Here is a 20,934-nt window from a genome sequence, read left to right as displayed (position 1 = left end):
CTCTAAGCTTCTTCATCGACGAGTTTAATATCAAGTCCCAACTCGTCACGTAACCCTGCATAGCCTTCATCTTCCAGTCTCTTAGCAAGTTCAGGGCCGCCTTGCTTAACAATCCTGCCACCCATCATAACATGAACTACATCTGGCACAATGTAGTTCAACAGGCGCTGATAATGTGTAATAATTAATGAACCAAACTCTGGTCCCCGCATTTTATTAACTCCGCGTGAAACAACTTTTAATGCGTCAATATCAAGCCCAGAATCAATCTCATCGAGAATTGCAAACTTGGGTTTAATCATCATCATTTGTAAAATTTCATTGCGCTTCTTCTCGCCACCTGAAAAGCCCTCGTTCAGATAACGTTCAGCCATTTCTTCTGTCATATCAAGTACTGACATTGTTTTGTCAAGCTCTTTAAGAAAAGCTCGAATTGACATTGGATCGTCTTCCGGACGGCGTGCATTAATTGCACCGCGAATAAACTCAGCATTTGTCACTCCCGGAATTTCAGCCGGATACTGCATTGCCAAGAAAAGACCAGCACGTGCTCTTTCGTCAACCGGTTTATCCAAAATATTTACGCCATCAAGTAACACCTCACCTTGTGTAACTTGATATGCAGGATGTCCCATAATTGCTTCAGAAAGCGTTGATTTACCAGTTCCATTTGGACCCATAATTGCGTGGATCTCACCTGTCTTCATTTTTAAGTTGACACCTTTGAGAATATTTTTTCCTTCAATTGAAACATGCAGATCTTTCACTTCAAGCGTTGTCATAGTTGCTTCCTCCAATTTAAAAACTCGCTCTCATTCTAGCCTAACTGTTACTTGATTTCAATTAGCTTCGATCAAGCACATAATTTAGATAACCTTTTGCTGATCCATAAAATACCGTCTTTAGAGCCATTCACGTTGATAAAGATCCTCTTTAAAACCACAAGTGAAATGCTCTCCTTCAATCATTAATGGTCGTTTAATCAGCTTACCATCACTAGCCAAAAGCTTGCTTGCTTCGAGATCACTTAAATCAGCAATCCGATCCTTAAGCTTTAATTCACGATACTTAATGCCACTTGTATTAAAGAAGTACTTGAGTGGATGTTTTTTAGTTGCAATCAACCGCAATAGCTCTGTACTATCTGGTGGAGTTTCGACAATTTCAATTTCGTGATAAGGTACGTTGTTTTGTACTAACCATTTGCGTGCTTTAGCACAGGTACTGCACCTGCGATAACAATAAAATTTTTTCATAGACACACGCTCTCTTTCATTTAATTTTAATAATTCTATTATACAAAAAAAATGAACATGTTACATAGATAATGAGAAGTTTTGCATTGTTTCTGAAAACTTTTGGCTATAAATTAGCTCATCAATAGAGATGCTGCACCAATAATGTTACTTTGCAAAATAGGTACCTTTTAAAACTCTACGTAATTAGTAATCGGCTGCAAATCATTACGAATAGAAGGATTGAGTAGCTAATAAAGGGGCTGTGACAAAAGTTAACTTTTGTCACAGCCCCTCTTTTATTCCGGATAAACGTGTTCTATAAGTCAAAATTCTCCGTCTAACTTCGAATTACTCATCGCAAAGTACTCGCGATGTTCGTAATTTCGAGTTAGCACTCAAATTTTCCCGACTTATGTCACACTCTCTCTTTTATTCCGGATAAACGTGTTCCATAAGTCAAAATTCTCCGTCTAACTTCGAATTACTCATAGCAAAGTACTCGCTATAAGTAATTTCGAGTTAATACTCAAATTTTTTCGACTTATGTCACACTCTCTTTATTTGATACACATCAAATATGATTTTTATTTGGTAACCTACTTTTCCAAACTTTGCATTATTACATCTTGTTACCTAGGTTAGTGAAATTCACGACTGCTGCTGAACATGTAACTCTTATTATGATACCTCATTGACATGACTAAACCAACTCCAACCATATTACCAATCAAAGACGAACCTCCTTGACTGATAAACGGCAACGGAATCCCTGTTAAAGGTAATAATCCAATACTCATCCCCACATTTTCAAAAACATGGAATAAGATCATCATAATAACACCGGTTGAGAGGTAAGCATAAAATTCATTTTTTGTATCAAATGTGACCTGAATCATCTGGAAAATCAACAAGAGATACAAGAAAATCAAAACACATCCTCCAATGAAACCAAAATTTTCTCCAATTACAGAGAAAACCATATCAGATTCGCGCACGGGGACATATACATTTGAGACATCAAAACCTTTCCCAAACAACTTACCAGAACCAATTGCTTTCATACTTTGCCAGAGCTGATAACTGCTATCTGATGTATTAGCTGAAGGATCAAGCCATGCTTCTATTCGTTGAAATTGATAAGTTTTAAAACCAATATTCAGTAAAATACCTCGCCAAAATACTACAAGTGCAATCAACAATGACCCCACTACTCCCACAATTGAAGCGACTGGGATGATAATTTTCCAGGTAATCCCAGATACAAGGATTACTCCACCAAGAATCGCGAAGAAAACAAGCATTGTCCCAAAGTCATTTTGAAGTTTAAGCAAAATTGGAATTGGTACACTCCAAGCGAACATTTTTCCAAGCAAGTGCCAGTCGCTATTAACCGTGTGAACCGGATACTCATTGTTGTGCTGCGCCACAACACGTGCCAGCATCATAATATATGCCGGCTTCATAACCTCAGAAGGTTGGAAAGTTATCCCTGCAAACGAGAACCAGCTTTTAGCACCAGTGTCTGCATAATAACTCCTGCTATACATAAACAGAACAAGTACCAACATAGTAATCCCAATTCCATAAGCAATCGGTGCCAGTTTCCATAACTGTTCAGCATCAAATTGCATGATGATCACCACCGCAACCGTTCCGATCAAGTACCAGACCAATTGCATCGCAAGCATCTTACCAATACTGGTTGTACTGGTATCGTGGTTGGCAGCCACAAAAATTGAGGCCATTCCAATCACAGCTAAAGTCAGTACGGAAAAAATGATTCCATAATCAATCCGTACATCCGCGTTATCTTCTCTCGTCAGCTGTCTTTGTGCCAAAATTGCCCTCCTTAAAAATAAAGCCATGCTTTAAATTGAAAGAGCCGTAACAAAACAAGCATTTTGTCACAGCCCCCCTCAACTGTCTTAATTGCGGTGAAGATGATATTCCCGAATCAGCAAATTAACTGCTTCCTTATGCGATCCAGTTCTAAAAGTTTCTCCGTTTGGAAAGACAGCGATGAATTTTTGCCCATCCTGCTTGACAGAGCCCACACTTACCGTCCCAATTTTTAAATTAGTTTCCGGAGTGCCGTTTACTTCCTTTTCTTCTTCCACAATCTCAATATTTTTCTCTCTTTTAGACACGCTACTCCTCCTAAAGTTTCATCATATTTTATTATTTTTTGGGTTGCGTCTCAGACTGAACTTTTCAGGTACAGGATCGTACCCTCCGCGTACAAAAGGATGACACCTTAAAATACGACTGAACCCCATTAAGAATCCTTTCGCAGCACCATGCTTTTGAATTGCCTGCAACATATAATTAGAACAAGTCGGATAATAGCGACAACTGGGCGGAAAAAAAGGGGAAATTCCCCTTTGATACATCCGAATCAATAAGAGCAGGATTTTTTTCATCATTCTCTCCACCCCTCATTCGCTTTATTTAGCCTTTCTGTTCTTTTTACTGTTTTTTTCAATATGTTCCAGCAAAAAGCCTGTTCCCAACGCAACATCATCAAGAGGAGTATCTGCTACTACGACCGGAACTTTCAGATATTTAGCAAACAAGCTGTCAATGCCATCAAGAAGTGCACCGCCACCAGTCAGGACGATTCCACGATCAATAATATCAGCTGCCAACTCAGGTGGTGTCTGCTCAAGAACTTCTTTGGCAGCTTCAATAACTGAAAGCATTGTGTCATGCAATGCCTTTTCAATCTGGTCTGAAGAAAGTGTGACCGTCCGCGGCAGACCATTTACAATATCTCGTCCACGTACTTCCATTTCCTTTGTGCGATGACCAGGAACAACCGTCCCAATTTCAATCTTAATCTTTTCCGCGGTATGTTCACCAATCTGAAGCCCATGTGATTTGCGCATATAAGTCATAATGTCCATATTCAAACGGTCTCCGGCAGTTCGCAGTGAACGACTGACAACAATATCCCCTAACGAAATAATTGCAATGTCACTAGTCCCACCACCGATATCAATGACCATACTGCCGCGCGGTTGGAAGATGTCAAGTCCGGCTCCGATTGCAGCAACCTTAGGCTCTTCTTCTAGATAGACAGAACCGCCGCCGCCTGACTTTTCAGCGGCTTGTCTAATTGCCTTGCGTTCAATCGAAGTCGTACTTGTAGGACAGCATATCAAAATATTAGGTTTTGACATGATCCCCTTAACATTCAATTTTTTAATAAAGTAGGAAAGCATCTGTTCTGTCATATCAAAGTCTGCAATTACTCCATCTTTTAAGGGACGAATTGCTCGAATGTTGCTGGGGGTCCGTCCGACCATTTTATATGCCTCTGACCCGACAGCTAAAACACGACCAGTCTGGGTATCGATTGCAACTACTGAAGGCTCATTCAAAACGATTCCCTTACCCTTGATATTTATTAAAACATTAGCAGTTCCCAGATCGATCCCAATATCTTTAGCCATAATTATTCTCCTTTAATCAGCCCCATTATGTATCCATCCGGCGGTTGCTCTTACCGTTAACTTACACTCAAAAAACCTATTTAATTATAGCATAAATAGGTAAGCACAAAAATATCCAATCGTATAAATCAGCTTTCTCTAACCAAAAAATAAACTTCTTAGCAAAAAAGAAACAATTTATAAGCGACTTGCTTTTTTCAACTGTTCAGTCGTCACTTCATCTTCACTAACCCGTGTAATTTCAGCACCTAAAGCCGCTAATTTCTGATGGAAATGATAATAACCACGATCCAAATACTTCAAATTAGTGACTTGAGTATACCCTTCTGCCACCAATCCAGCTAAAACTAAGGCTGCAGCTGCGCGTAAATCAGTTGCCGCCACTTCAGCACCATGGAAGTGTGTTGGTCCTTGCAAATAAGCTGAATTACCGTCAATTCTAAATTTGGCATTCATCCGTCTTAATTCATCAAAATGCATGAAACGGTTTTCGAATACGGTTTCAGTAATTAAACTTTCTCCTTGAGCAAGTAACTGTAAAATTGAAATTTGCGGCTGCATGTCAGTCGGAAAGCCAGGATAAGGCATCGTTTTAACATTTGTCGGTTTAATTGCAGTGGTTCCAATCACCCTAATTCCTTGGCTTTCTTCCTGCACGGAGACGCCCATTTCCTCAAGCTTAGAGATTAAAGGACGATTATGCTCTGCAATTGCATTTTCGACCAACACATTACCGCCCGTAACCGCAGCTGCAACCATGAAAGTTCCAGCCTCAATACGATCCTGAACAATTGTATGCGCAACCCCGTGAAGTTCAGCTACCCCTACAACCTTGATGCGCTCAGTTCCTGCTCCGGAAACTTGGGCGCCCATTTTATTTAAAACATTAGCTAAATCCACGATTTCTGGTTCACGCGCAACATTTTCAATAACCGTCGTCCCCTTTGCAAGGGTTGCAGCCATCATAATATTTTCTGTCGCACCCACACTTGGAAAATCAAGGTAAATGTCGGCGCCAACCAAACCAGTTGTTGTCGCCTCAATAAAACCATCATGCTGTTCAACTTGGGCTCCCATAGCCTCAAGTCCCTTAAGATGCAGATCGATTGGACGTGATCCAATCGCACAGCCACCAGGCATCGCAACCTTCGCATGTTTTAAGCGTGCCAAGAGCGGTCCAAAGACCACAATCGAAGCACGCATTTTCGAAACATATTTAAAGGGAGCTTCATATGAAAGCTTCGCAGCAGCATTTAGATCAACTGTCTTTTCTTTTTCATTCATCTCAACTTTGACATTCAAAAAACGTAAAACATTATTCATCATGTACACATCGGACAAGACAGGCACGTTATCCAAATGCACAGTTCCTTCGTCAGTTAATAAACTGGCAGCCATAATCGGCAAAACAGCGTTCTTCGCACCTTCAACCTGAACTGTACCTTCTAACCTGTTTCCTCCATGAACAATTATTTTTTCCAATGTGAATTCCTCCAAATAAGTTTCGCTGAAATTAATTTAAACCACAAAATTTCTCTTACAGAAGATACGATAAGTTCCGCACATTATTGATAAAATCAATAAAAAACGAACTACAAGCGTAGCCGATCGCAACCGAAATCAAAATAATCAAAAAACTAAAATTTCTCTGTCTTTGTGAGGATATGTACCTATCGAGCCTTAAAGATTGCAGGCAAAAGAACGTAAGCAAAATAAATGCAAAGCTACTGATAAGATTTAATAAAGCCATAATTCCTTCGTATTTCATTTTCATACCCTCCAAAATCCATAGCTTAATAATATCATAAAAAAAATATGACGTCTTGTGTCAAGTAACATTTTTGTAATATTTTAATATTTTATTTTGGCGAATTACGCAAACCTTATATTTCAGACCTAAAAAAGAAATTTATTTTTTATGAAAAGTCTACTAAAATAATAAAAAAATTATGCTAAATATCCAATGAAAATAAAATAGAGATTACGTCAAAGCTTTCACTTTAACATAATCTCTATTTAACTTGTGCTGGTCATTAACAGGTTTGGTATGTACCTGTTAACACCTCAATCTTCATAACTTTAGAGCAATCTTGTTGTTTAGTAACTAGTGTTTAGAAATATTCAAGCGATTAAGTGCACGCCGTAATGAAATCTCAGCACGTCGTTGCTTATCGATATTTTGCTCTTGCCGCGCTTTTTCCAAACGTTCCTGTGCACGCTTGCGTGCACGTTCAGCACGCGCAAGATCAATATTTTCTTTACGCTCGGCACTATTAGCTACGACTGTTGCAATGTTATTGGAGAACTCTACAAACCCTCCATTGACAGCAATCTCATCAAATTTGTCCTCAGTTCCGGGAACTTTAACCCGGACTTCATCAATTTCGAGTGAAGCCAATAACGGAATATGTTCTGGCAGAATTCCCAGCTCGCCAACAGTGGTTTTAAAAACCGCCATTGGAGTTTTTTCATCATAAACACTGCCGTCAGGGGTAACCACATTAACTGTCAATAGCTTTTCTTCAGCCATTTCGCGTTACCTCCCTACTTGCTCTTGCTAGTCATCTTTTTAGCTTTTTCAACGACTTCTTCAATCCGTCCGACAGAACGAAAGGCATCTTCAGGAAGATCATCATACTTGCCCTCAAGAATTTCCTTGAAGCCCTTAACCGTCTCTTTGACAGGAACATAAGAACCTGGAACGCCGGTAAACTGCTCAGCAACGTGGAAATTCTGTGATAAGAAGAATTGAATCCGACGTGCACGTGCCACGATTACCTTTTCTTCATCAGATAATTCATCCATCCCTAAAATTGAGATGATATCCTGCAATTCGCGGTAACGTTGTAATACATGCTGTACATCTGTCGCAATTTTATAATGTTCTTCCCCAACAATTTCTGGCGAAAGAGCACTTGAAGTTGAAGCTAAAGGATCAACGGCTGGATAAATTCCTTGCTGTGTCAAACTCCGCTCCAAGTTAGTAGTTGCATCCAAATGCGCAAAGGTTGTAGCTGGAGCAGGATCAGTATAATCATCGGCAGGGACATAAACAGCCTGAATTGAAGTAACTGAACCCTTTTTCGTTGAAGTAATTCTTTCTTGCAATTGACCCATTTCAGTTGCCAACGTCGGCTGATAACCAACGGCTGAAGGAATCCGTCCCAACAAAGCAGAAACTTCAGAACCAGCCTGTGTGAAGCGGAAGATATTGTCAATAAAGAGCAAGACATCTTGTCCTTCAGTATCACGGAAATATTCCGCAATCGTCAAACCAGTCAGCGCAACCCGCATACGTGCACCAGGTGGCTCGTTCATCTGACCAAACACCATCGCAGTCTTTTCCAGAACACCGGATTCTTTCATTTCAAAGTAAAGGTCATTCCCCTCACGAGTTCTTTCTCCAACACCCGTGAAAACAGAAATACCATTATGTTCTTGGGCAATGTTATGGATCAGTTCTTGAATCAAAACTGTCTTACCAACACCGGCACCACCAAACAATCCAATCTTCCCACCTTTAATGTAAGGTGCTAACAAGTCAATAACTTTAATTCCTGTTTCAAGAATTTCAATTTTTGTATTCAATTGATCATACGGAGGAACATCACGGTGAATCGGATTGCGTTTTGCATCTTGACCGAATTCCTCGCCACCATCAATTGTTTGACCTAAGACGTTGAAAACTCTTCCTAATGTTTCCTTGCCGACTGGAACACTGATTGATGAACCAGTATCCTCAACTTTTGCACCACGTTGAACCCCATCTGTGGAATCCATCGCAATCGTCCTCATTACACCATCACCAAGTTCAAGTGTAACTTCGACGACTAAGTTTGAGCCGTCTCCGCGCTCAACATTCAATGCATTATTGATATCAGGCAAAGTTTCACTAAGAGGAAATTGAACGTCAATAACAGGTCCGATAACTTGAACTACTTTACCAGAACTCATCTACTCATTCCTCCCATCATCTTAATCCAGAGCTGCTTGTGCACCAGTAATTTCAGTGATTTCAGTTGTAATTGCACTCTGGCGTGCACGATTATACTGTAATTCCAAGGATGAAATAATATCCTTAGCATTATCAGTCGCTGATTTCATTGCAGTCGAACTAGATGCATGCTCTGCAGTCTTAGCGTCAAGAATCGAGCCATATATTAAGCTCTCAGCATACTGCGGTAAAACAACTTCCAAAATTGCATCTTCAGAAGGTTCCATCTCATATTCAGCCGTAAAGCCGGACGCTGACTCTTCTCCAAGACCTTCGCTCCCGATATTCATTGCTGAAATTGGCAGCATTGGTTCTGCTCTAAACTCAGAAGTCATTGAATTGACAAAATGGTTATAGCAAACATACAATTCGTCATAAATTTCTTCACTGTACATTGTAATGATTCGCTTCACCAACTCATGTGTCTCCCTAAATTTAGGAATATCACTTACACCGCGATATTCGTAGGCAACATTGAAGCCACGCTTTTTGAAGAAATCTGCGCCTGTTCCACCAATTGCAATAATTACAATGTCATCAGTAGAATGGTTACCATTTGTGATCAGGTCCAATGTCTGTTTGATCACATTACTATTGTAACTGCCAACAAGCCCACGATCTGAAGTAACCACAATAATTCCTGTCGTTTTTACAGGACGTTTGACAAGCATTTCCAAACCATTAATCTGATCTCCATCTGCATGGTTTGAAGCTGCTGAACTGCTGGCAACCCCACTATCCAAAAGGTGTGATTTTGCAAGATGAGTAATGACACTGCGGATCTTTTCTGCATATGCCTGATATCCAGTAGCATGTCGCTGGATTTGACTCAGTTTAGCAGTTGACACCATTTGCATGGCACCTGTGATCTGCTCTGTTTTCTTTGTCGAAGAAATACGGCGCTTAACTTCTTGCAAAGAAGCTCCCATTAGCTCTCACCAACCTTCCTATTTAGCTGTAGACTGAAAGCCGGCAGCAAAATCTTTGATAGCAGCATCAAGTTTTTCTGTTTCAGGTAAGTTACCCGTTTTCTTGATTCCATCAAGCAAATCCTTATGATTGCTGTCAAAGAAATCAAATAACTCATTTTGAAAGCGTGTAATATCATCTACTGGAACTGCATCTAAAAAGCCATGTGTTAAAGCATATAAAATCAAAACTTGTTTATCAACAACGAGTGGTTTATGCAGTGGCTGTTTCAAGACTTCAACTGTCCGCCGACCACGAGCAAGTTTAGCTTGGGTTGCTTCATCCAAGTCAGAACCAAATTGAGCAAAAGATTCCAGTTCACGATAAGAAGCAAGATCCAGCCGCAAAGTTCCTGAAACCTTCTTCATCGCTTTAATCTGAGCAGAACCACCAACACGTGAAACAGAAGTTCCGGCATCAATCGCAGGCCGAATTCCAGAATAGAAGTTATTACTATCTAAGAAAATCTGACCATCTGTGATTGAAATCACGTTTGTCGGAATATATGCAGAAACATCCCCAGCTTTGGTTTCAATAAATGGCAATGCAGTCATTGAACCGCCGCCTAATTTATCGCTCAACTTAGCCGCACGTTCCAGCAACCTAGAATGCAGATAGAAAACATCACCAGGATAAGCTTCACGACCAGGCGGACGTCTCAAAATCAAGGACAGCTCACGGTATGCATCGGCTTGTTTTGAAAGATCATCATATACAATTAAAACGTGTTTACCATTATACATGAACTCTTCACCCATGGCAGCTCCCGCATATGGTGCAAGCCATAATAACGGTGCTGGAGAAGAAGGACCCGCTGCAACTACAATTGTATATTCCATCGCGCCAAAACTGCGTAGCGTTTCAACCTGACTTCTAACAGTCGATTCTTTTTGTCCGATCGCAACATAGATACAAATCATGTTTTGATCCTTCTGGTTAATAATTGTGTCAATCGCAATTGAAGTTTTACCTGTTTTACGGTCCCCAATTACTAATTCACGCTGACCACGACCAATTGGAACTAACGCATCAATCGCCTTAATACCAGTTTGAAGTGGTTCATTAACTGATTGGCGTTGCATAACACCTGGTGCCTTTTTTTCAATTGGACGAGTCCGCTCAACTTTTATTTCACCCAGACCATCAATGGCCTGTCCTAAAGGATTAACAACACGGCCAATCATTTGTTCGCCTACTGGAACTTCCATAATACGACCGGTGCGTTTTACACTATCACCTTCACGGATTCCCTTGAAAGAACCTAAAATAACAATACCAACATCATTTGACTCCAAGTTTTGAGCCATACCATAAGTACCATCATCAAATTCTAACAACTCTCCTGCTAAGGCATTATCCAGACCAGTTGCACGAGCGATCCCATCACCGACATATGTAACTGTCCCGACTTCATCAACTCTGAGCTCATCTTGATAGTTTGCTAATTGTTGCTTAATCAGAGCACTGATTTCCTCAGCCTTAATGCTCATAGAAGTTTCACCTCTTTATTAATCATTTCAATAGCATCCTTCTGATACGAGCGATTTTTAGTTTTAGTGAACCATCATAAACATAATCATTTGATCTTAAAATAGCTCCACCAATCACACTAGGATCAACTCGTTCATCAAGAATAATTTTGTTTGCTCCGACAATCTTTGCAAACGCGGATGTTAATCTGTCCTTTTGCTCCTCTGCTAAAGGAATTGCAGTTGTAACTGTTGCACGCACTGTGTTCTCAAAACTGTCATTTAGACGTACATATTCAGTGATAATAACATCCAAATCAGCAATGCGCCCATAGTCAAACAACATTCTCAAAAGATTAGCTGCAAGTTCAGAAGAAGACGCAGCTAATTTTTCGATAACTTCACGCCGCACCCCGGGTTCAATTTGCTTACTGGTAAGAAAAACCATTAACTGTGGTTCTTCCGCCAACGCTTTTTTCATCTCCAGCAACTCAGCAAGCAATTCTTCCCGAACATTTTTTTCTTTTGCAAGAGCAAACAGGGCGTTACCATAACGATGCGCAACCATTGTTTTACTTAACTTCATTTTGCTTCCCCAACCCTTCAATATATGAATCAATCAAGGCTTTTTGGTCATTCATTTGTAAATTCTTAGAAATAACCTTTGAAGCAATTTCAAGTGACAACTCCGCCACATCATTTTTCACACCTTCAAGTGCATCTTGACGCTCGCGTTCAATGTCTTGCTTTGCAGTATCTTTCAAAGCTTGAGCTTCACCATGCGCATCCGCGACAATTGTGGTTTTTTGTTGCTCACCATTTTTGCGTGCACGCTCAATTATTTGAGATGCTTCTGCATGAGAATCTTTCAAAGCTGAAACACGTTGTTCTTCAACTTGTTCCGCATTTTTACGTGCTTCTTCTGCAGAATCAAGATCGTTTGCAATTTTGGTAGCCCGTTTTTCCATCATATCGGTCACGGGACCCCATGCATAATGCTTAATTAAAGCCAGCAATACTACAAAGAGTACCGCATAGAAAAGCATATCGCCCCATTCAACACCTGTAGCAGCACCTAACACAAATGTTAAGCCCATTTAGTGACACCTCCTCTTTTATATTGCTTCGGAAACCGAATTGTCCAAAATAAAAGATCGCCTATTTTGCCAACAACAGGAATGAAATCACGATTGCGATGATTGGAACAGCTTCAACTAAACCAACACCGATGAACATATTTGTCCGCAGTTTACCTTCAAGTTCTGGCTGACGTGCCATCCCCTCAAGCATTTTAGAAATAACAAGACCGTTACCAATAGCTGCACCAATCGCAGCACCAGCAGCTGCAAGGCCTGCACCAATTAAAGCTAATGAACTCATAATAAAATCCTCCTTGTTTACTCTTTTTCAACCTTTTGAGAAATATAAACCATTGTCAATGTAACAAAAACATAGGCTTGGATACTCCCAATGAAAACGGAAAAGCCTTGCCAAATAATTTCAAGTGGAACAGCAGGAATAAATGACGCAATTCCAAATGACTTACCAAACTGATAAATCAGTTTCAGCAAAACTTCACCAGAATAGATATTACCGTATAAACGAAGAGCCAGCGTTAGAAAGTTTGTAAATTCTTCAAGTACGCTTAGCGGAAGTAGAAAGGGAAGCGGGCTCAGATACGTGTTCTTAAAGTAACCTTTGAATCCGAATTTTTTGACACCCAAGAAATGTGCTGTCAACAAAACGATAAAAGCAAGCGTCATTGTTGTCATTGCATTTGCTGTCGGACTTTGAATATATCCAACGTCGTTTACATCTACCTGAAACATCAAACCAAGTTGGTTCGACACAAATATAAATGAAAACAACGTGAAGATTAGAAGCCCAAATTTGCTGCCTTCTTTGCCCGGCATTGTACTCTTAATAATACCGTTTGTAAAATCAATTATCCACTCAATAAAGTTCTGCCTGCCAGAAGGTTTGAGTTGAATTCTTCTTGATAGCCAAAGCATCGTAAAGAAAACAATCATTGCTGCTACTAGCCCCGGTAAATCATTGCTAATATTGAAAGGAATTCCAAAAAATTCTTGAACAGATGCTCCTTCATTCACCAAGTCTCACCTCTTTTCTTCTGACGCATGACCCATCAATTTTGTAAAAAGTGTTGCAAAACCCCCAAAGGACGCGCCTTTGAGTACACAAAAGATCATACCACCAATCTACAAAAAACACAAAATCTTAAAAATTACGATTAAAGCGCTATCTATATTGCCACAAGCGGTTTTTTAAAAAATTAACAAAATAAAAAGAAATTGAAAAGGTACGTATTTTTAAGTGCTTGTGCGCAATTGCGCAAAATTTTTCAAAAGATTTCAAGGATCAGTATTACTTCTTACCGTTAAATTCACCCAGCATGTCCATTAGCAAACTTTTTGATTTTTTGACGCTCGTTGCAGGTATGCTAAGACCGCGTGCTCTAAATTGGTCATCGACTCTTGCCTGATAGTAACCGTTTATCCGCAATAAAATATAGAAGAGAGTGTGACATAAGTCGAGAAAATTTGAGTGCTAACTCGAAACTACGAACATAGCGAGTACTTTGCTATGAGTAATTCGAGGTTAGACGGAGAATTTTGACTTATGGAATACGTTTATCCTCTTTAGTTATAGCCAATAAAAGAGGGGCTATGACAAAATTTAACTTTTGTCACAGCCCCCTCTTAAATTTAGGCGAACGGAGCACCTTTTTGTTTTTCACACTTTTATCTGTTGCTTGCTCATTATTACTACTTCTTATTTAGTACCAAACAAACGGTCACCTGCATCGCCCAAGCCAGGAACGATATAACCATTTTCGTTTAAATGGTCATCCAAAGCGGCTGCAAAAATATCAACATCCGGATGTGCTTGGCGGAATGCTTTGACCCCTTCTGGAGCAGCTACCAAACAGACAAATTTGATAGTCACTGCTCCTCTTTTCTTCAATGCATCAACTGCCATGATTGCGGAACCACCAGTTGCTAACATCGGATCCACGACAAAGATCTCGCGGCTCGATAAACTGTCAGGCATTTTAACAAAATACTCAACTGGTTTTAAAGTCTTTTCATCGCGATACATCCCTACGTGTCCGACTTTAGCCGCCGGAATCAGCTCCAAGATGCCATCCACCATTCCTAAACCAGCCCGCAGAATTGGAACAATTACCACTTTTTTACCGGCTAAATGTTTTTTAGTTGTTTTAGTAATTGGTGTTTCAACCTCGTAGTCTTCCAAAGGCATGTCACGTGACACCTCATAAGCCATCAATTCAGCAATTTCATTGACAACCTCCCTGAATTCACGTGTCCCACAATTCTTATTCCGAATAATCGTCAATTTATGTTGGATCAAGGGATGATCCAATACTTCAAATTTTCCCATTTCGCCACTCCTTTATAGTCCCAATATATTCTAGCGGATAATCTTGCTTTTGGCTAGCTTAATCAGTTGATTCAGTAGTAAAAAATTGATCACCGGCCGATTTCCTAAGTCGATTCATATAAGCTGTCCCTAACCCTTCTTCAGGAAAACCAGCTGCTAAGATCCAATTTACTTTGAAATCACTGTCAAAATAACGGAGTCCCGCAAAAAGCCGACGACTGGCACTTTCAACATCCGGTCCAAGGTTAAAGCCCTGACAATTGGCTGGCAAGTCTGCCTGCAAAATTGTTGCTGGTGCCATCACACCGACTTTTTCAGTTTGCCTACTTGCCCAGCGTAAAGCTTGTTGCCACTGCTCGTTTGCTACTATTAAAACCTGTGCATCTGGAGCATAGTGCTTATACTTCATTCCGGGTGCCTTAGGAACTTCTGTTTGGCCAACATGATGCCGATCAGTCATCACTTCCTGACCAAGAAACGTTGTTAATTCCTCAGCAGTGATTGCACCTGGCCGTAAAATTGCGGGTATCGCAGCTGACATATCAATAATTGTCGATTCAACACCGACCTGGGTTGGTCCATCATCCACAATCCCGGCAATGCTGCCCTCTAGGTCATGGTAGACATGCTGTGCGGTCGTGGGGCTCGGCTTTCCCGATGAATTAGCAGATGGGCCTACCAGCGGCACGCCCGCCGCAGAAATCAGTTTCCGTGTCACTTCGTTTGCCGGCATTCTGAAAGCGGCCGTGGTCAGCCCCCCTGTGACTGCTTTTGAAAGTGATCCTGGTTTGATTTTAAAAATTAAGGTCAACGGTCCTGGCCAATATTTAGCTAATAAGCGCTTGGCTGGTTCACTCAACTCAACAACGTAGTTCTTCATCATTGCAATCGATGACACGGTCACAATCAATGGGTTATCAGTTGGTCGTCCTTTAGCCAGATAAACTCGCTTAACAGCTTGCTCATTAGTTGCATCCGCACCTAGTCCATAAACTGTTTCAGTTGGAAACGCAATTAACTCTCCCTTTCTGAGCTCTGCTGCAGCTTTTGCAACTTCATCCGGTTGATAAATTTTAGTAATCAGCATTACTTTCATCCCTTCTTATGTTAAATTCTACCTTGACCATACGTTCATTTCCCGCAAGGTCTCTTTTGACAGTCACACTAGCTGTTGGGAAGCGTTCATCAAAAATTTTTTTGACAGCCATTCCTTGCTGGAAGCCAATTTCAAGGTATAAACATGTCTCAGCTGATATAAATGGCTTAATCTCTGCAGCTATTCTGTGGTAGAAATGCAAACCATTTTCACTTGCAAACAAGGCTGCATTCGGTTCATGCTCCAACACAGATTTGTCCATAAAGCGCTGCTCATTTACTGCAATATAGGGTGGATTTGAAACAATCACCTGATACTGACCTGTCAAAGGGGCAAAAAGATCTCCCTCTAAAAGCCTGACATGTGCCTTTAGCCTAGCTGCATTTACTTGGGCAACTTGAAGCGCTGCTGGAGAAATATCTGTCAATGTAACCTCCCAAGCAGGTCGCTCCTTTTGCAGTGAAATTCCAATTGCGCCCGTCCCTGTTCCAATATCCGCCACGCGCAACTGCTGAATCTGCGCAGGATAATCTGCTAAAACCCATTCAACTAATTCAGCCGTTTCAGGACGTGGAATCAATGTATTTTCATTAACTTTAAATTCATGTCCAAAGAAAGACGCCTTACCTAACAAATATTGCACAGGCCAACCGTCATTATAACATTTAACCCATTTTTTAAATTGAACAAGCTCTGCAGGGGTTAATTGTTCACTATAATGACAAAGAAGTTCAACAGAAGACCAGCCGCGCAACCCCTTAAGTAGAAGTTCAATTGCACTGCGCTCACCGTCATGTTTCTCTACAAAAGAAAAAGCCCATTTCTGAGCCTCAAAAAAAGTCAAATTACTCATTTTGCAAATTCTCCAACGCTTTAGTCTGGTCATACAGAACCAACGCATCAATCACGTCTTCAAGCTCACCGTTCATAATGCGATCCAACTTATTCAACGTCAATCCAATTCGGTGATCAGTCACCCTGTTTTGAGGATAATTGTAAGTCCTGATCCGTTCTGAGCGATCACCCGTTCCGACCGCTGATTTACGGTTTTGATCATATTCATGCTGCTCTTTTGATGAATAGTAATCATACACACGGGCCTTTAAAATCTTCATTGCTTTTTCACGGTTTTGCTGTTGTGAACGCTGATCCTGCATTGCAACAACAATTCCCGTCGGCAAATGGGTCATCCTAACAGCTGATGAGGTCTTGTTAATATGCTGCCCACCGGCACCAGATGAACGGTACACATCGACTCTAATATCTTTAGGATCAAGTTCAATTTCAACATCTTCTTCTTCCGGCATGACTACCACAGTTGCCGTTGAGGTGTGCACGCGACCAGCCGACTCTGTGACCGGCACTCGCTGTACCCGATGCGCGCCGCTTTCATACTTCAGCTTCGAATAAACGCTTTGTCCATTAATCAGCAATGCAATTTCTTTGAAACCACCAACTTCGGTAACGTTCTTATCCAGCACCTCAATTGTCCAGTTCTGTTTTTCAGCATACTTTGCATACATGTTAAATAAATCAGCCGCAAAGAGACTAGCTTCGTCTCCACCAGCAGCTCCGCGAATTTCCATAATGATATTTTTATCATCGTTAGGATCCTTCGGTAGCAGTAAGATTTTGATCTCATCTTCCAATTTTTCACGTTTATTTTTTGCAATGGTTAATTCATCCTTAACCATTGCAGCCATCTCATCGTCTAGTTTTTCACCAAGCATTTCCTCGTCATCAGAAATAGTTTGATTTACCTTTTTATATTCATTGTACTTCTCAACTGTTTCACGTAAATCTGCCATTTCTTTTGACAGCTTGGTAAAGCGCTGTGTGTCGGAAATTACTTCCGGATCAGACAATAATTCGCCTAATTCTTCATAGCGATCTTCAAGTGTCTGCAGTCTGTCAAATAAATCTTTCATTATAAAGTTTCCTCCATCAAAAACTTTTCTTCTATATATATAGTGCGCAAAACAACTTACATAAACTAACTTTTTAAAGAACCCAGGGGTGGTGTAAGGTAGTGACGCCGACAAACGGGATAGTAAGATTCGTTTCCTCCGATCAGAATCTGTTCCCCACTATAAATTGGTTTACCATTATTGACCCGTAAATTCATAATCGCTTTTTTATTACAGAACCAACAGATCGTCTTCATTTCTTCAATCTTATCCGCATATAACAACAAATACTTTGACCCTTCAAATAATTCATTTCGAAAATCATTTTTAAGCCCAAATGTCATTACTGGAATCCGTAATTCATCTACAATGCGCGCCAATTCCAAAATATGATGTTTTAACAGAAACTGAGCTTCATCAATTAAAACACATGCAATTTTATGATCAATTCTGCTAACTACCTTGTGTAGGTCCGTTTCAGCATAGATGGGCAAAGCCTTGCGTTTCAACCCAATTCTGCTAGTAATCCAACCGACCTGTTCACGGTCATCTACTGCACTAGTCATGATTACAACTGTTTTATGCTGTTCTTCATAATTATGTGCAACTTTTAAAATTTCAATGCTTTTTCCGCTATTCATTGCACCGTATCGGAAAAATAACTGCGCCAAAAAAACCAACCCCAAATTTAGACTTTCCTATTTAGTATATATGATTTTACAGCAAATTTCACTAAGCAAGTTCAATTCACGCTGTTAGTGTCTCAAAAAATGTAATTTAACTAAAATAAAGTCAAATTACCCGTTTCTTTTTATTTTTGTGCTATCATACAGAATGTTATTATTAATTGAAGTCATAATTATGTTACACAATGGAGGAATTATACATGTCGCTCAAAAGCTCAACAGCCATTGCTGCTGGTCGTTTTTCTTACTGGTTCTTACACAATTTCCGACACGGCGGCACCGCCTTACCCGGTAAAATAACCTTAGCACTTGATCCCGATGTGTTGCAAACCTTAGCCCAACATTATGAGGTAGCAATCATTACCGGAACAAATGGTAAGACGCTAACTACGGCTTTGACTGTGAAAGTACTGCGGACAACCTACCAGCACGTTTTAACCAATCCAAGCGGTTCAAACATGAAACAGGGGATCGTAACTGCTTTTTTGACGGCACAAAAAACTAAGTCGGGTAAACAACTTGCTGTGCTTGAAACTGATGAGGCAAATGTAGCACTTGTTACACGCTATGTTCACCCCAAACTTTTTGTACTGACAAATATTTTTCGCGATCAAATGGACCGTTATGGTGAGATTTATACGACCTACAAGAAAATACTTGCAGGGATAAAACTGGCTCCCCAGGCAACTGTAATTGCTAATGGAGATGCCCCTATTTTTAATAGCGTAAAACTTCCTAATCCAATCATCTACTACGGCTTTGATGCGGTAAAAGATAAAGAACAACAGGCTTTGCCCAATACTGACGGTCTTTTATGTCCACAGTGTCAGCACATTTTGCGCTATAAACAGCTAACCTATAGCAACTTAGGCAAATATTATTGCCCTAATTGTGACTTTAAGCGCCCTGAATTGGCCTATGCGGTCACAAAATTAATTGCCCAAACTCCACAAAGTTCCACATTTGAAATTAATGACCAGCCCATGGCGCTCCACATCGGAGGCACATACAATATTTACAATGCACTCGCAGCTTATAGTATCGGGCGCTTTTTCCAAGTATCTCCTGCCAAGATTGCAACAGCGCTCGGCGACAAAGATGAGAAAATCTTTGGCCGCCAAGAAGTCATTAAAGTTGATGATAAGGAAGTTACCTTAATTCTCGTTAAGAACCCTGTTGGTCTTGACCAAGTCTTAGAGATGATTAAAACTGATCCACAGGAATTTTCTTTAGCTGTGCTATTGAATGCCAACTATGCAGATGGCATTGATACCAGTTGGATCTGGGACGGTCGTTTTGAAAATCTGCCCTTTGCACGCATTCCCGCCGTACTTGCAGGTGGGGAACGCTACCGTGATATTGCATTTAGGCTTCAGGTAGCCGGTGTTCCAGCAAATACGTTCACTAAACGTGAAAACTTGGAAGCAGTCCTCACAGCTGTCAAACAAATGCCGACTCGACGCGTCTATATTCTGGCAACCTATACAGCTGTACTGCAACTGCGTAAACTGCTTGCCAGTCAAGGCTACATTAAGGAGGGGATGGCTTAATGAAATATACACTGAATGTAGCACACCTGTATGGGGATTTGTTAAACACATATGGTGATATCGGTAATCTTTTAGTTCTTGAATACTATGCCAAAAAGATGGATGTCACCCTTAACACTGAAATTGTCAGTATTGGTCAACCATTCGATCCGCAAAAATTTGATCTTGCCTTCTTCGGTGGCGGTCAAGATTATGAACAGATGATCGTTTCACGTGATATCCAAGAAAAAAAAGCAGCCTTAAGTACTTTTATTGAAACAGACGGACCGGTACTCGCCATTTGCGGTGGTTATCAGCTGCTTGGAAAATATTATATTGGTGCACAAGGTGAACGGATTAATGGAATTGGTGCTTTGCCCCACTACACTGAAAGTCAAGATAATCATCGTTTTATTGGTGACATTGTGATTAAAAACAAAGAAACTGGACAAAAGTATCACGGTTTTGAAAATCACAACGGAATTACCTTCCTTGGTCAAAACGAACGTCCGCTGGGTGATGTGCTCAGTGGTCATGGCAATAACGGCAAAGACAAAACAGAAGGTGCTATCTATAAAAACGTCTTTTGCTCATACTTCCATGGCCCAATCCTTGCGCGTAATGGGGAACTCGCTAAACGACTGCTTTTATTGGCCCTTAAACGCAAGTATCCAACGACTGATTTTTCACAACAAGAACACTTACAAATTAAGCCTACCTACTAATTTATCAACTTGCTAATATTAAGTGGTGATCTTAATACCACTTAAAAAATTACGAGGCAAGTGCTCTTTCAAAAGGTTCTTGCTGAGGTACATTAAGTTACTGTATAAAGGGGCTGTGACAAAAGCTAAATTTTGTCACAGCCCCTCTTTTATTCCATATAAACGTGTTCCATAAGTCAAAATTCTCCGTCTAACTTCGAATTACTCATAGCAAAGTGCTCGCTATGTTCATAATTTCGAGTTAGCACTCAAATTTTCCCGACTTATGTCACGCTCTCTTTTTTACATTAACGTGTTTTTTCAGCAACCACTTGTTGGCTAACCTCGTATTACGCGTAACCAATCCCGCGTTACAGCGTAATCCTTTGCTTAGACCACCGTGGTTAACCGCTGCAATTCAACACTTCTGCTTTAACGTGTTCTTCCAGCAACCATTCAAGCGTTAA

At 40.5% G+C, this 20,934-nt stretch carries 23 protein-coding genes; 2 read left to right on the top strand and 21 right to left on the bottom strand.

Features of this window, described 5'->3' with window-relative positions; all coding sequences use genetic code 11:
* Positions 1–2: 2 nt before the first annotated feature.
* The 21 genes from sufC to AB3Y88_RS10785 all read right to left on the bottom strand — a co-directional run bounded on the left by sufC (position 3) and on the right by AB3Y88_RS10785 (position 18,219).
* Complete coding sequence (sufC, locus tag AB3Y88_RS10885) at positions 3–782, bottom strand: Fe-S cluster assembly ATPase SufC (RefSeq protein ID WP_056961175.1); 780 nt, start codon at positions 780–782, stop codon at positions 3–5.
* 120 nt (positions 783–902) lie between these two features.
* Entirely contained in the window at positions 903–1,256 is a 354-nt protein-coding gene (locus tag AB3Y88_RS10880) for an arsenate reductase family protein (RefSeq protein ID WP_054758127.1), read from the bottom strand.
* A 620-nt stretch (positions 1,257–1,876) separates the two neighbouring features.
* Entirely contained in the window at positions 1,877–3,076 is a 1,200-nt protein-coding gene (locus AB3Y88_RS10875) for an FtsW/RodA/SpoVE family cell cycle protein (protein ID WP_228889335.1), read from the bottom strand.
* An 87-nt stretch (positions 3,077–3,163) separates the two neighbouring features.
* Positions 3,164–3,385 carry a DUF2969 family protein gene (locus tag AB3Y88_RS10870; protein ID WP_228889332.1) on the bottom strand — a complete coding sequence of 74 codons (222 nt, stop codon included), beginning with the start codon at positions 3,383–3,385 and terminating at the stop codon, positions 3,164–3,166.
* 21 nt (positions 3,386–3,406) lie between these two features.
* Complete coding sequence (gene yidD / locus AB3Y88_RS10865; protein WP_056961358.1) at positions 3,407–3,658, bottom strand: membrane protein insertion efficiency factor YidD; 252 nt, start codon at positions 3,656–3,658, stop codon at positions 3,407–3,409.
* A 24-nt stretch (positions 3,659–3,682) separates the two neighbouring features.
* Entirely contained in the window at positions 3,683–4,690 is a 1,008-nt protein-coding gene (locus AB3Y88_RS10860; RefSeq protein ID WP_056961177.1) for a rod shape-determining protein, read from the bottom strand.
* 177 nt (positions 4,691–4,867) lie between these two features.
* Positions 4,868–6,172, bottom strand: a complete 1,305-nt coding sequence (murA, locus tag AB3Y88_RS10855; RefSeq protein WP_056961178.1) for a UDP-N-acetylglucosamine 1-carboxyvinyltransferase — start codon at positions 6,170–6,172, stop codon at positions 4,868–4,870.
* 55 nt (positions 6,173–6,227) lie between these two features.
* The gene (locus tag AB3Y88_RS10850; protein WP_315972266.1) at positions 6,228–6,440 is read right to left on the bottom strand and encodes a DUF1146 family protein; all 213 of its coding nucleotides are present in this window, start codon (positions 6,438–6,440) and stop codon (positions 6,228–6,230) included.
* 354 nt (positions 6,441–6,794) lie between these two features.
* Positions 6,795–7,220 (bottom strand): F0F1 ATP synthase subunit epsilon, encoded by a 426-nt coding sequence (locus tag AB3Y88_RS10845; protein ID WP_056961179.1) that lies wholly within the window; start codon positions 7,218–7,220, stop codon positions 6,795–6,797.
* A gap of 14 nt (positions 7,221–7,234) precedes the next feature.
* On the bottom strand, positions 7,235–8,644 hold the full coding sequence (atpD, locus tag AB3Y88_RS10840) for a F0F1 ATP synthase subunit beta (protein WP_056961180.1): 1,410 nt from the start codon (positions 8,642–8,644) through the stop codon (positions 7,235–7,237).
* A 21-nt stretch (positions 8,645–8,665) separates the two neighbouring features.
* Complete coding sequence (locus tag AB3Y88_RS10835; RefSeq protein WP_056961181.1) at positions 8,666–9,613, bottom strand: F0F1 ATP synthase subunit gamma; 948 nt, start codon at positions 9,611–9,613, stop codon at positions 8,666–8,668.
* Positions 9,614–9,631: 18 nt separating this feature from the next.
* Positions 9,632–11,143 (bottom strand): F0F1 ATP synthase subunit alpha, encoded by a 1,512-nt coding sequence (atpA, locus tag AB3Y88_RS10830; RefSeq protein WP_056961182.1) that lies wholly within the window; start codon positions 11,141–11,143, stop codon positions 9,632–9,634.
* Between the two features lie 22 nt (positions 11,144–11,165).
* Complete coding sequence (gene atpH / locus AB3Y88_RS10825) at positions 11,166–11,708, bottom strand: ATP synthase F1 subunit delta (protein ID WP_056961183.1); 543 nt, start codon at positions 11,706–11,708, stop codon at positions 11,166–11,168.
* On the bottom strand, positions 11,695–12,219 hold the full coding sequence (gene atpF / locus AB3Y88_RS10820) for a F0F1 ATP synthase subunit B (protein WP_056961184.1): 525 nt from the start codon (positions 12,217–12,219) through the stop codon (positions 11,695–11,697). The genes atpH and atpF overlap by 14 nt, the downstream gene beginning before the upstream one ends.
* A gap of 61 nt (positions 12,220–12,280) precedes the next feature.
* Positions 12,281–12,502, bottom strand: coding sequence for a F0F1 ATP synthase subunit C (gene atpE / locus AB3Y88_RS10815; RefSeq protein ID WP_056961185.1), 222 nt, complete (start codon positions 12,500–12,502; stop codon positions 12,281–12,283).
* Between the two features lie 17 nt (positions 12,503–12,519).
* A complete protein-coding gene (gene atpB / locus AB3Y88_RS10810) occupies positions 12,520–13,233 on the bottom strand; it encodes a F0F1 ATP synthase subunit A (protein WP_056961186.1) in 714 nt (237 codons plus the stop codon).
* A 682-nt stretch (positions 13,234–13,915) separates the two neighbouring features.
* Positions 13,916–14,545 carry a uracil phosphoribosyltransferase gene (gene upp, locus AB3Y88_RS10805; protein ID WP_056961187.1) on the bottom strand — a complete coding sequence of 210 codons (630 nt, stop codon included), beginning with the start codon at positions 14,543–14,545 and terminating at the stop codon, positions 13,916–13,918.
* A gap of 58 nt (positions 14,546–14,603) precedes the next feature.
* Positions 14,604–15,632: an L-threonylcarbamoyladenylate synthase gene (locus tag AB3Y88_RS10800; RefSeq protein WP_056961188.1), complete on the bottom strand. Its 1,029-nt coding sequence runs from the start codon at positions 15,630–15,632 to the stop codon at positions 14,604–14,606.
* Positions 15,619–16,494, bottom strand: coding sequence for a peptide chain release factor N(5)-glutamine methyltransferase (gene prmC, locus AB3Y88_RS10795; protein ID WP_228889329.1), 876 nt, complete (start codon positions 16,492–16,494; stop codon positions 15,619–15,621). Before prmC ends, AB3Y88_RS10800 begins: the two co-directional genes overlap by 14 nt.
* A complete protein-coding gene (gene prfA / locus AB3Y88_RS10790) occupies positions 16,487–17,569 on the bottom strand; it encodes a peptide chain release factor 1 (protein ID WP_054757507.1) in 1,083 nt (360 codons plus the stop codon). Before prfA ends, prmC begins: the two co-directional genes overlap by 8 nt.
* A 65-nt stretch (positions 17,570–17,634) precedes the next feature.
* Entirely contained in the window at positions 17,635–18,219 is a 585-nt protein-coding gene (locus AB3Y88_RS10785; protein ID WP_228889351.1) for a thymidine kinase, read from the bottom strand.
* A 215-nt stretch (positions 18,220–18,434) separates the two neighbouring features.
* On the opposite strand from AB3Y88_RS10785, the gene AB3Y88_RS10780 reads away from it, so the two are divergent.
* Both AB3Y88_RS10780 and AB3Y88_RS10775 read left to right on the top strand, forming a co-directional pair.
* Complete coding sequence (locus tag AB3Y88_RS10780; RefSeq protein WP_228889325.1) at positions 18,435–19,784, top strand: Mur ligase family protein; 1,350 nt, start codon at positions 18,435–18,437, stop codon at positions 19,782–19,784.
* A complete protein-coding gene (locus AB3Y88_RS10775; RefSeq protein WP_056961191.1) occupies positions 19,784–20,488 on the top strand; it encodes a type 1 glutamine amidotransferase in 705 nt (234 codons plus the stop codon). Before AB3Y88_RS10780 ends, AB3Y88_RS10775 begins: the two co-directional genes overlap by 1 nt.
* The last annotated feature ends 446 nt before the right edge of the window (positions 20,489–20,934 follow it).

Origin of the sequence: Liquorilactobacillus satsumensis (assembly GCF_964065465.1) — a bacterium.
GTDB classification, from domain to species: Bacteria; Bacillota; Bacilli; order Lactobacillales; family Lactobacillaceae; genus Liquorilactobacillus; species Liquorilactobacillus satsumensis.
The sequence above is the reverse complement of the archived record's forward strand: the minus strand, read 5'-3'. Positions and strand labels throughout refer to the sequence as shown.

Bases quoted from the DNA above. Each gene is read 5' to 3' on its own strand.
- sufC (WP_056961175.1), bottom strand. From the start codon at position 782: ATGACAACGCTTGAAGTGAAAGATCTGCATGTTTCAATTGAAGGAAAA.
- AB3Y88_RS10880 (WP_054758127.1), bottom strand. From the start codon at position 1,256: ATGAAAAAATTTTATTGTTATCGCAGGTGCAGTACCTGTGCTAAAGCA.
- yidD (WP_056961358.1), bottom strand. From the start codon at position 3,658: ATGAAAAAAATCCTGCTCTTATTGATTCGGATGTATCAAAGGGGAATT.
- AB3Y88_RS10860 (WP_056961177.1), bottom strand. From the start codon at position 4,690: ATGGCTAAAGATATTGGGATCGATCTGGGAACTGCTAATGTTTTAATA.
- AB3Y88_RS10850 (WP_315972266.1), bottom strand. From the start codon at position 6,440: ATGGCTTTATTAAATCTTATCAGTAGCTTTGCATTTATTTTGCTTACG.
- AB3Y88_RS10845 (WP_056961179.1), bottom strand. From the start codon at position 7,220: ATGGCTGAAGAAAAGCTATTGACAGTTAATGTGGTTACCCCTGACGGC.
- atpD (WP_056961180.1), bottom strand. From the start codon at position 8,644: ATGAGTTCTGGTAAAGTAGTTCAAGTTATCGGACCTGTTATTGACGTT.
- AB3Y88_RS10835 (WP_056961181.1), bottom strand. From the start codon at position 9,613: ATGGGAGCTTCTTTGCAAGAAGTTAAGCGCCGTATTTCTTCGACAAAG.
- atpA (WP_056961182.1), bottom strand. From the start codon at position 11,143: ATGAGCATTAAGGCTGAGGAAATCAGTGCTCTGATTAAGCAACAATTA.
- atpH (WP_056961183.1), bottom strand. From the start codon at position 11,708: ATGAAGTTAAGTAAAACAATGGTTGCGCATCGTTATGGTAACGCCCTG.
- atpF (WP_056961184.1), bottom strand. From the start codon at position 12,219: ATGGGCTTAACATTTGTGTTAGGTGCTGCTACAGGTGTTGAATGGGGC.
- atpE (WP_056961185.1), bottom strand. From the start codon at position 12,502: ATGAGTTCATTAGCTTTAATTGGTGCAGGCCTTGCAGCTGCTGGTGCT.
- upp (WP_056961187.1), bottom strand. From the start codon at position 14,545: ATGGGAAAATTTGAAGTATTGGATCATCCCTTGATCCAACATAAATTG.
- AB3Y88_RS10800 (WP_056961188.1), bottom strand. From the start codon at position 15,632: ATGCTGATTACTAAAATTTATCAACCGGATGAAGTTGCAAAAGCTGCA.
- prmC (WP_228889329.1), bottom strand. From the start codon at position 16,494: ATGAGTAATTTGACTTTTTTTGAGGCTCAGAAATGGGCTTTTTCTTTT.
- prfA (WP_054757507.1), bottom strand. From the start codon at position 17,569: ATGAAAGATTTATTTGACAGACTGCAGACACTTGAAGATCGCTATGAA.
- AB3Y88_RS10780 (WP_228889325.1), top strand. From the start codon at position 18,435: ATGTCGCTCAAAAGCTCAACAGCCATTGCTGCTGGTCGTTTTTCTTAC.
- AB3Y88_RS10775 (WP_056961191.1), top strand. From the start codon at position 19,784: ATGAAATATACACTGAATGTAGCACACCTGTATGGGGATTTGTTAAAC.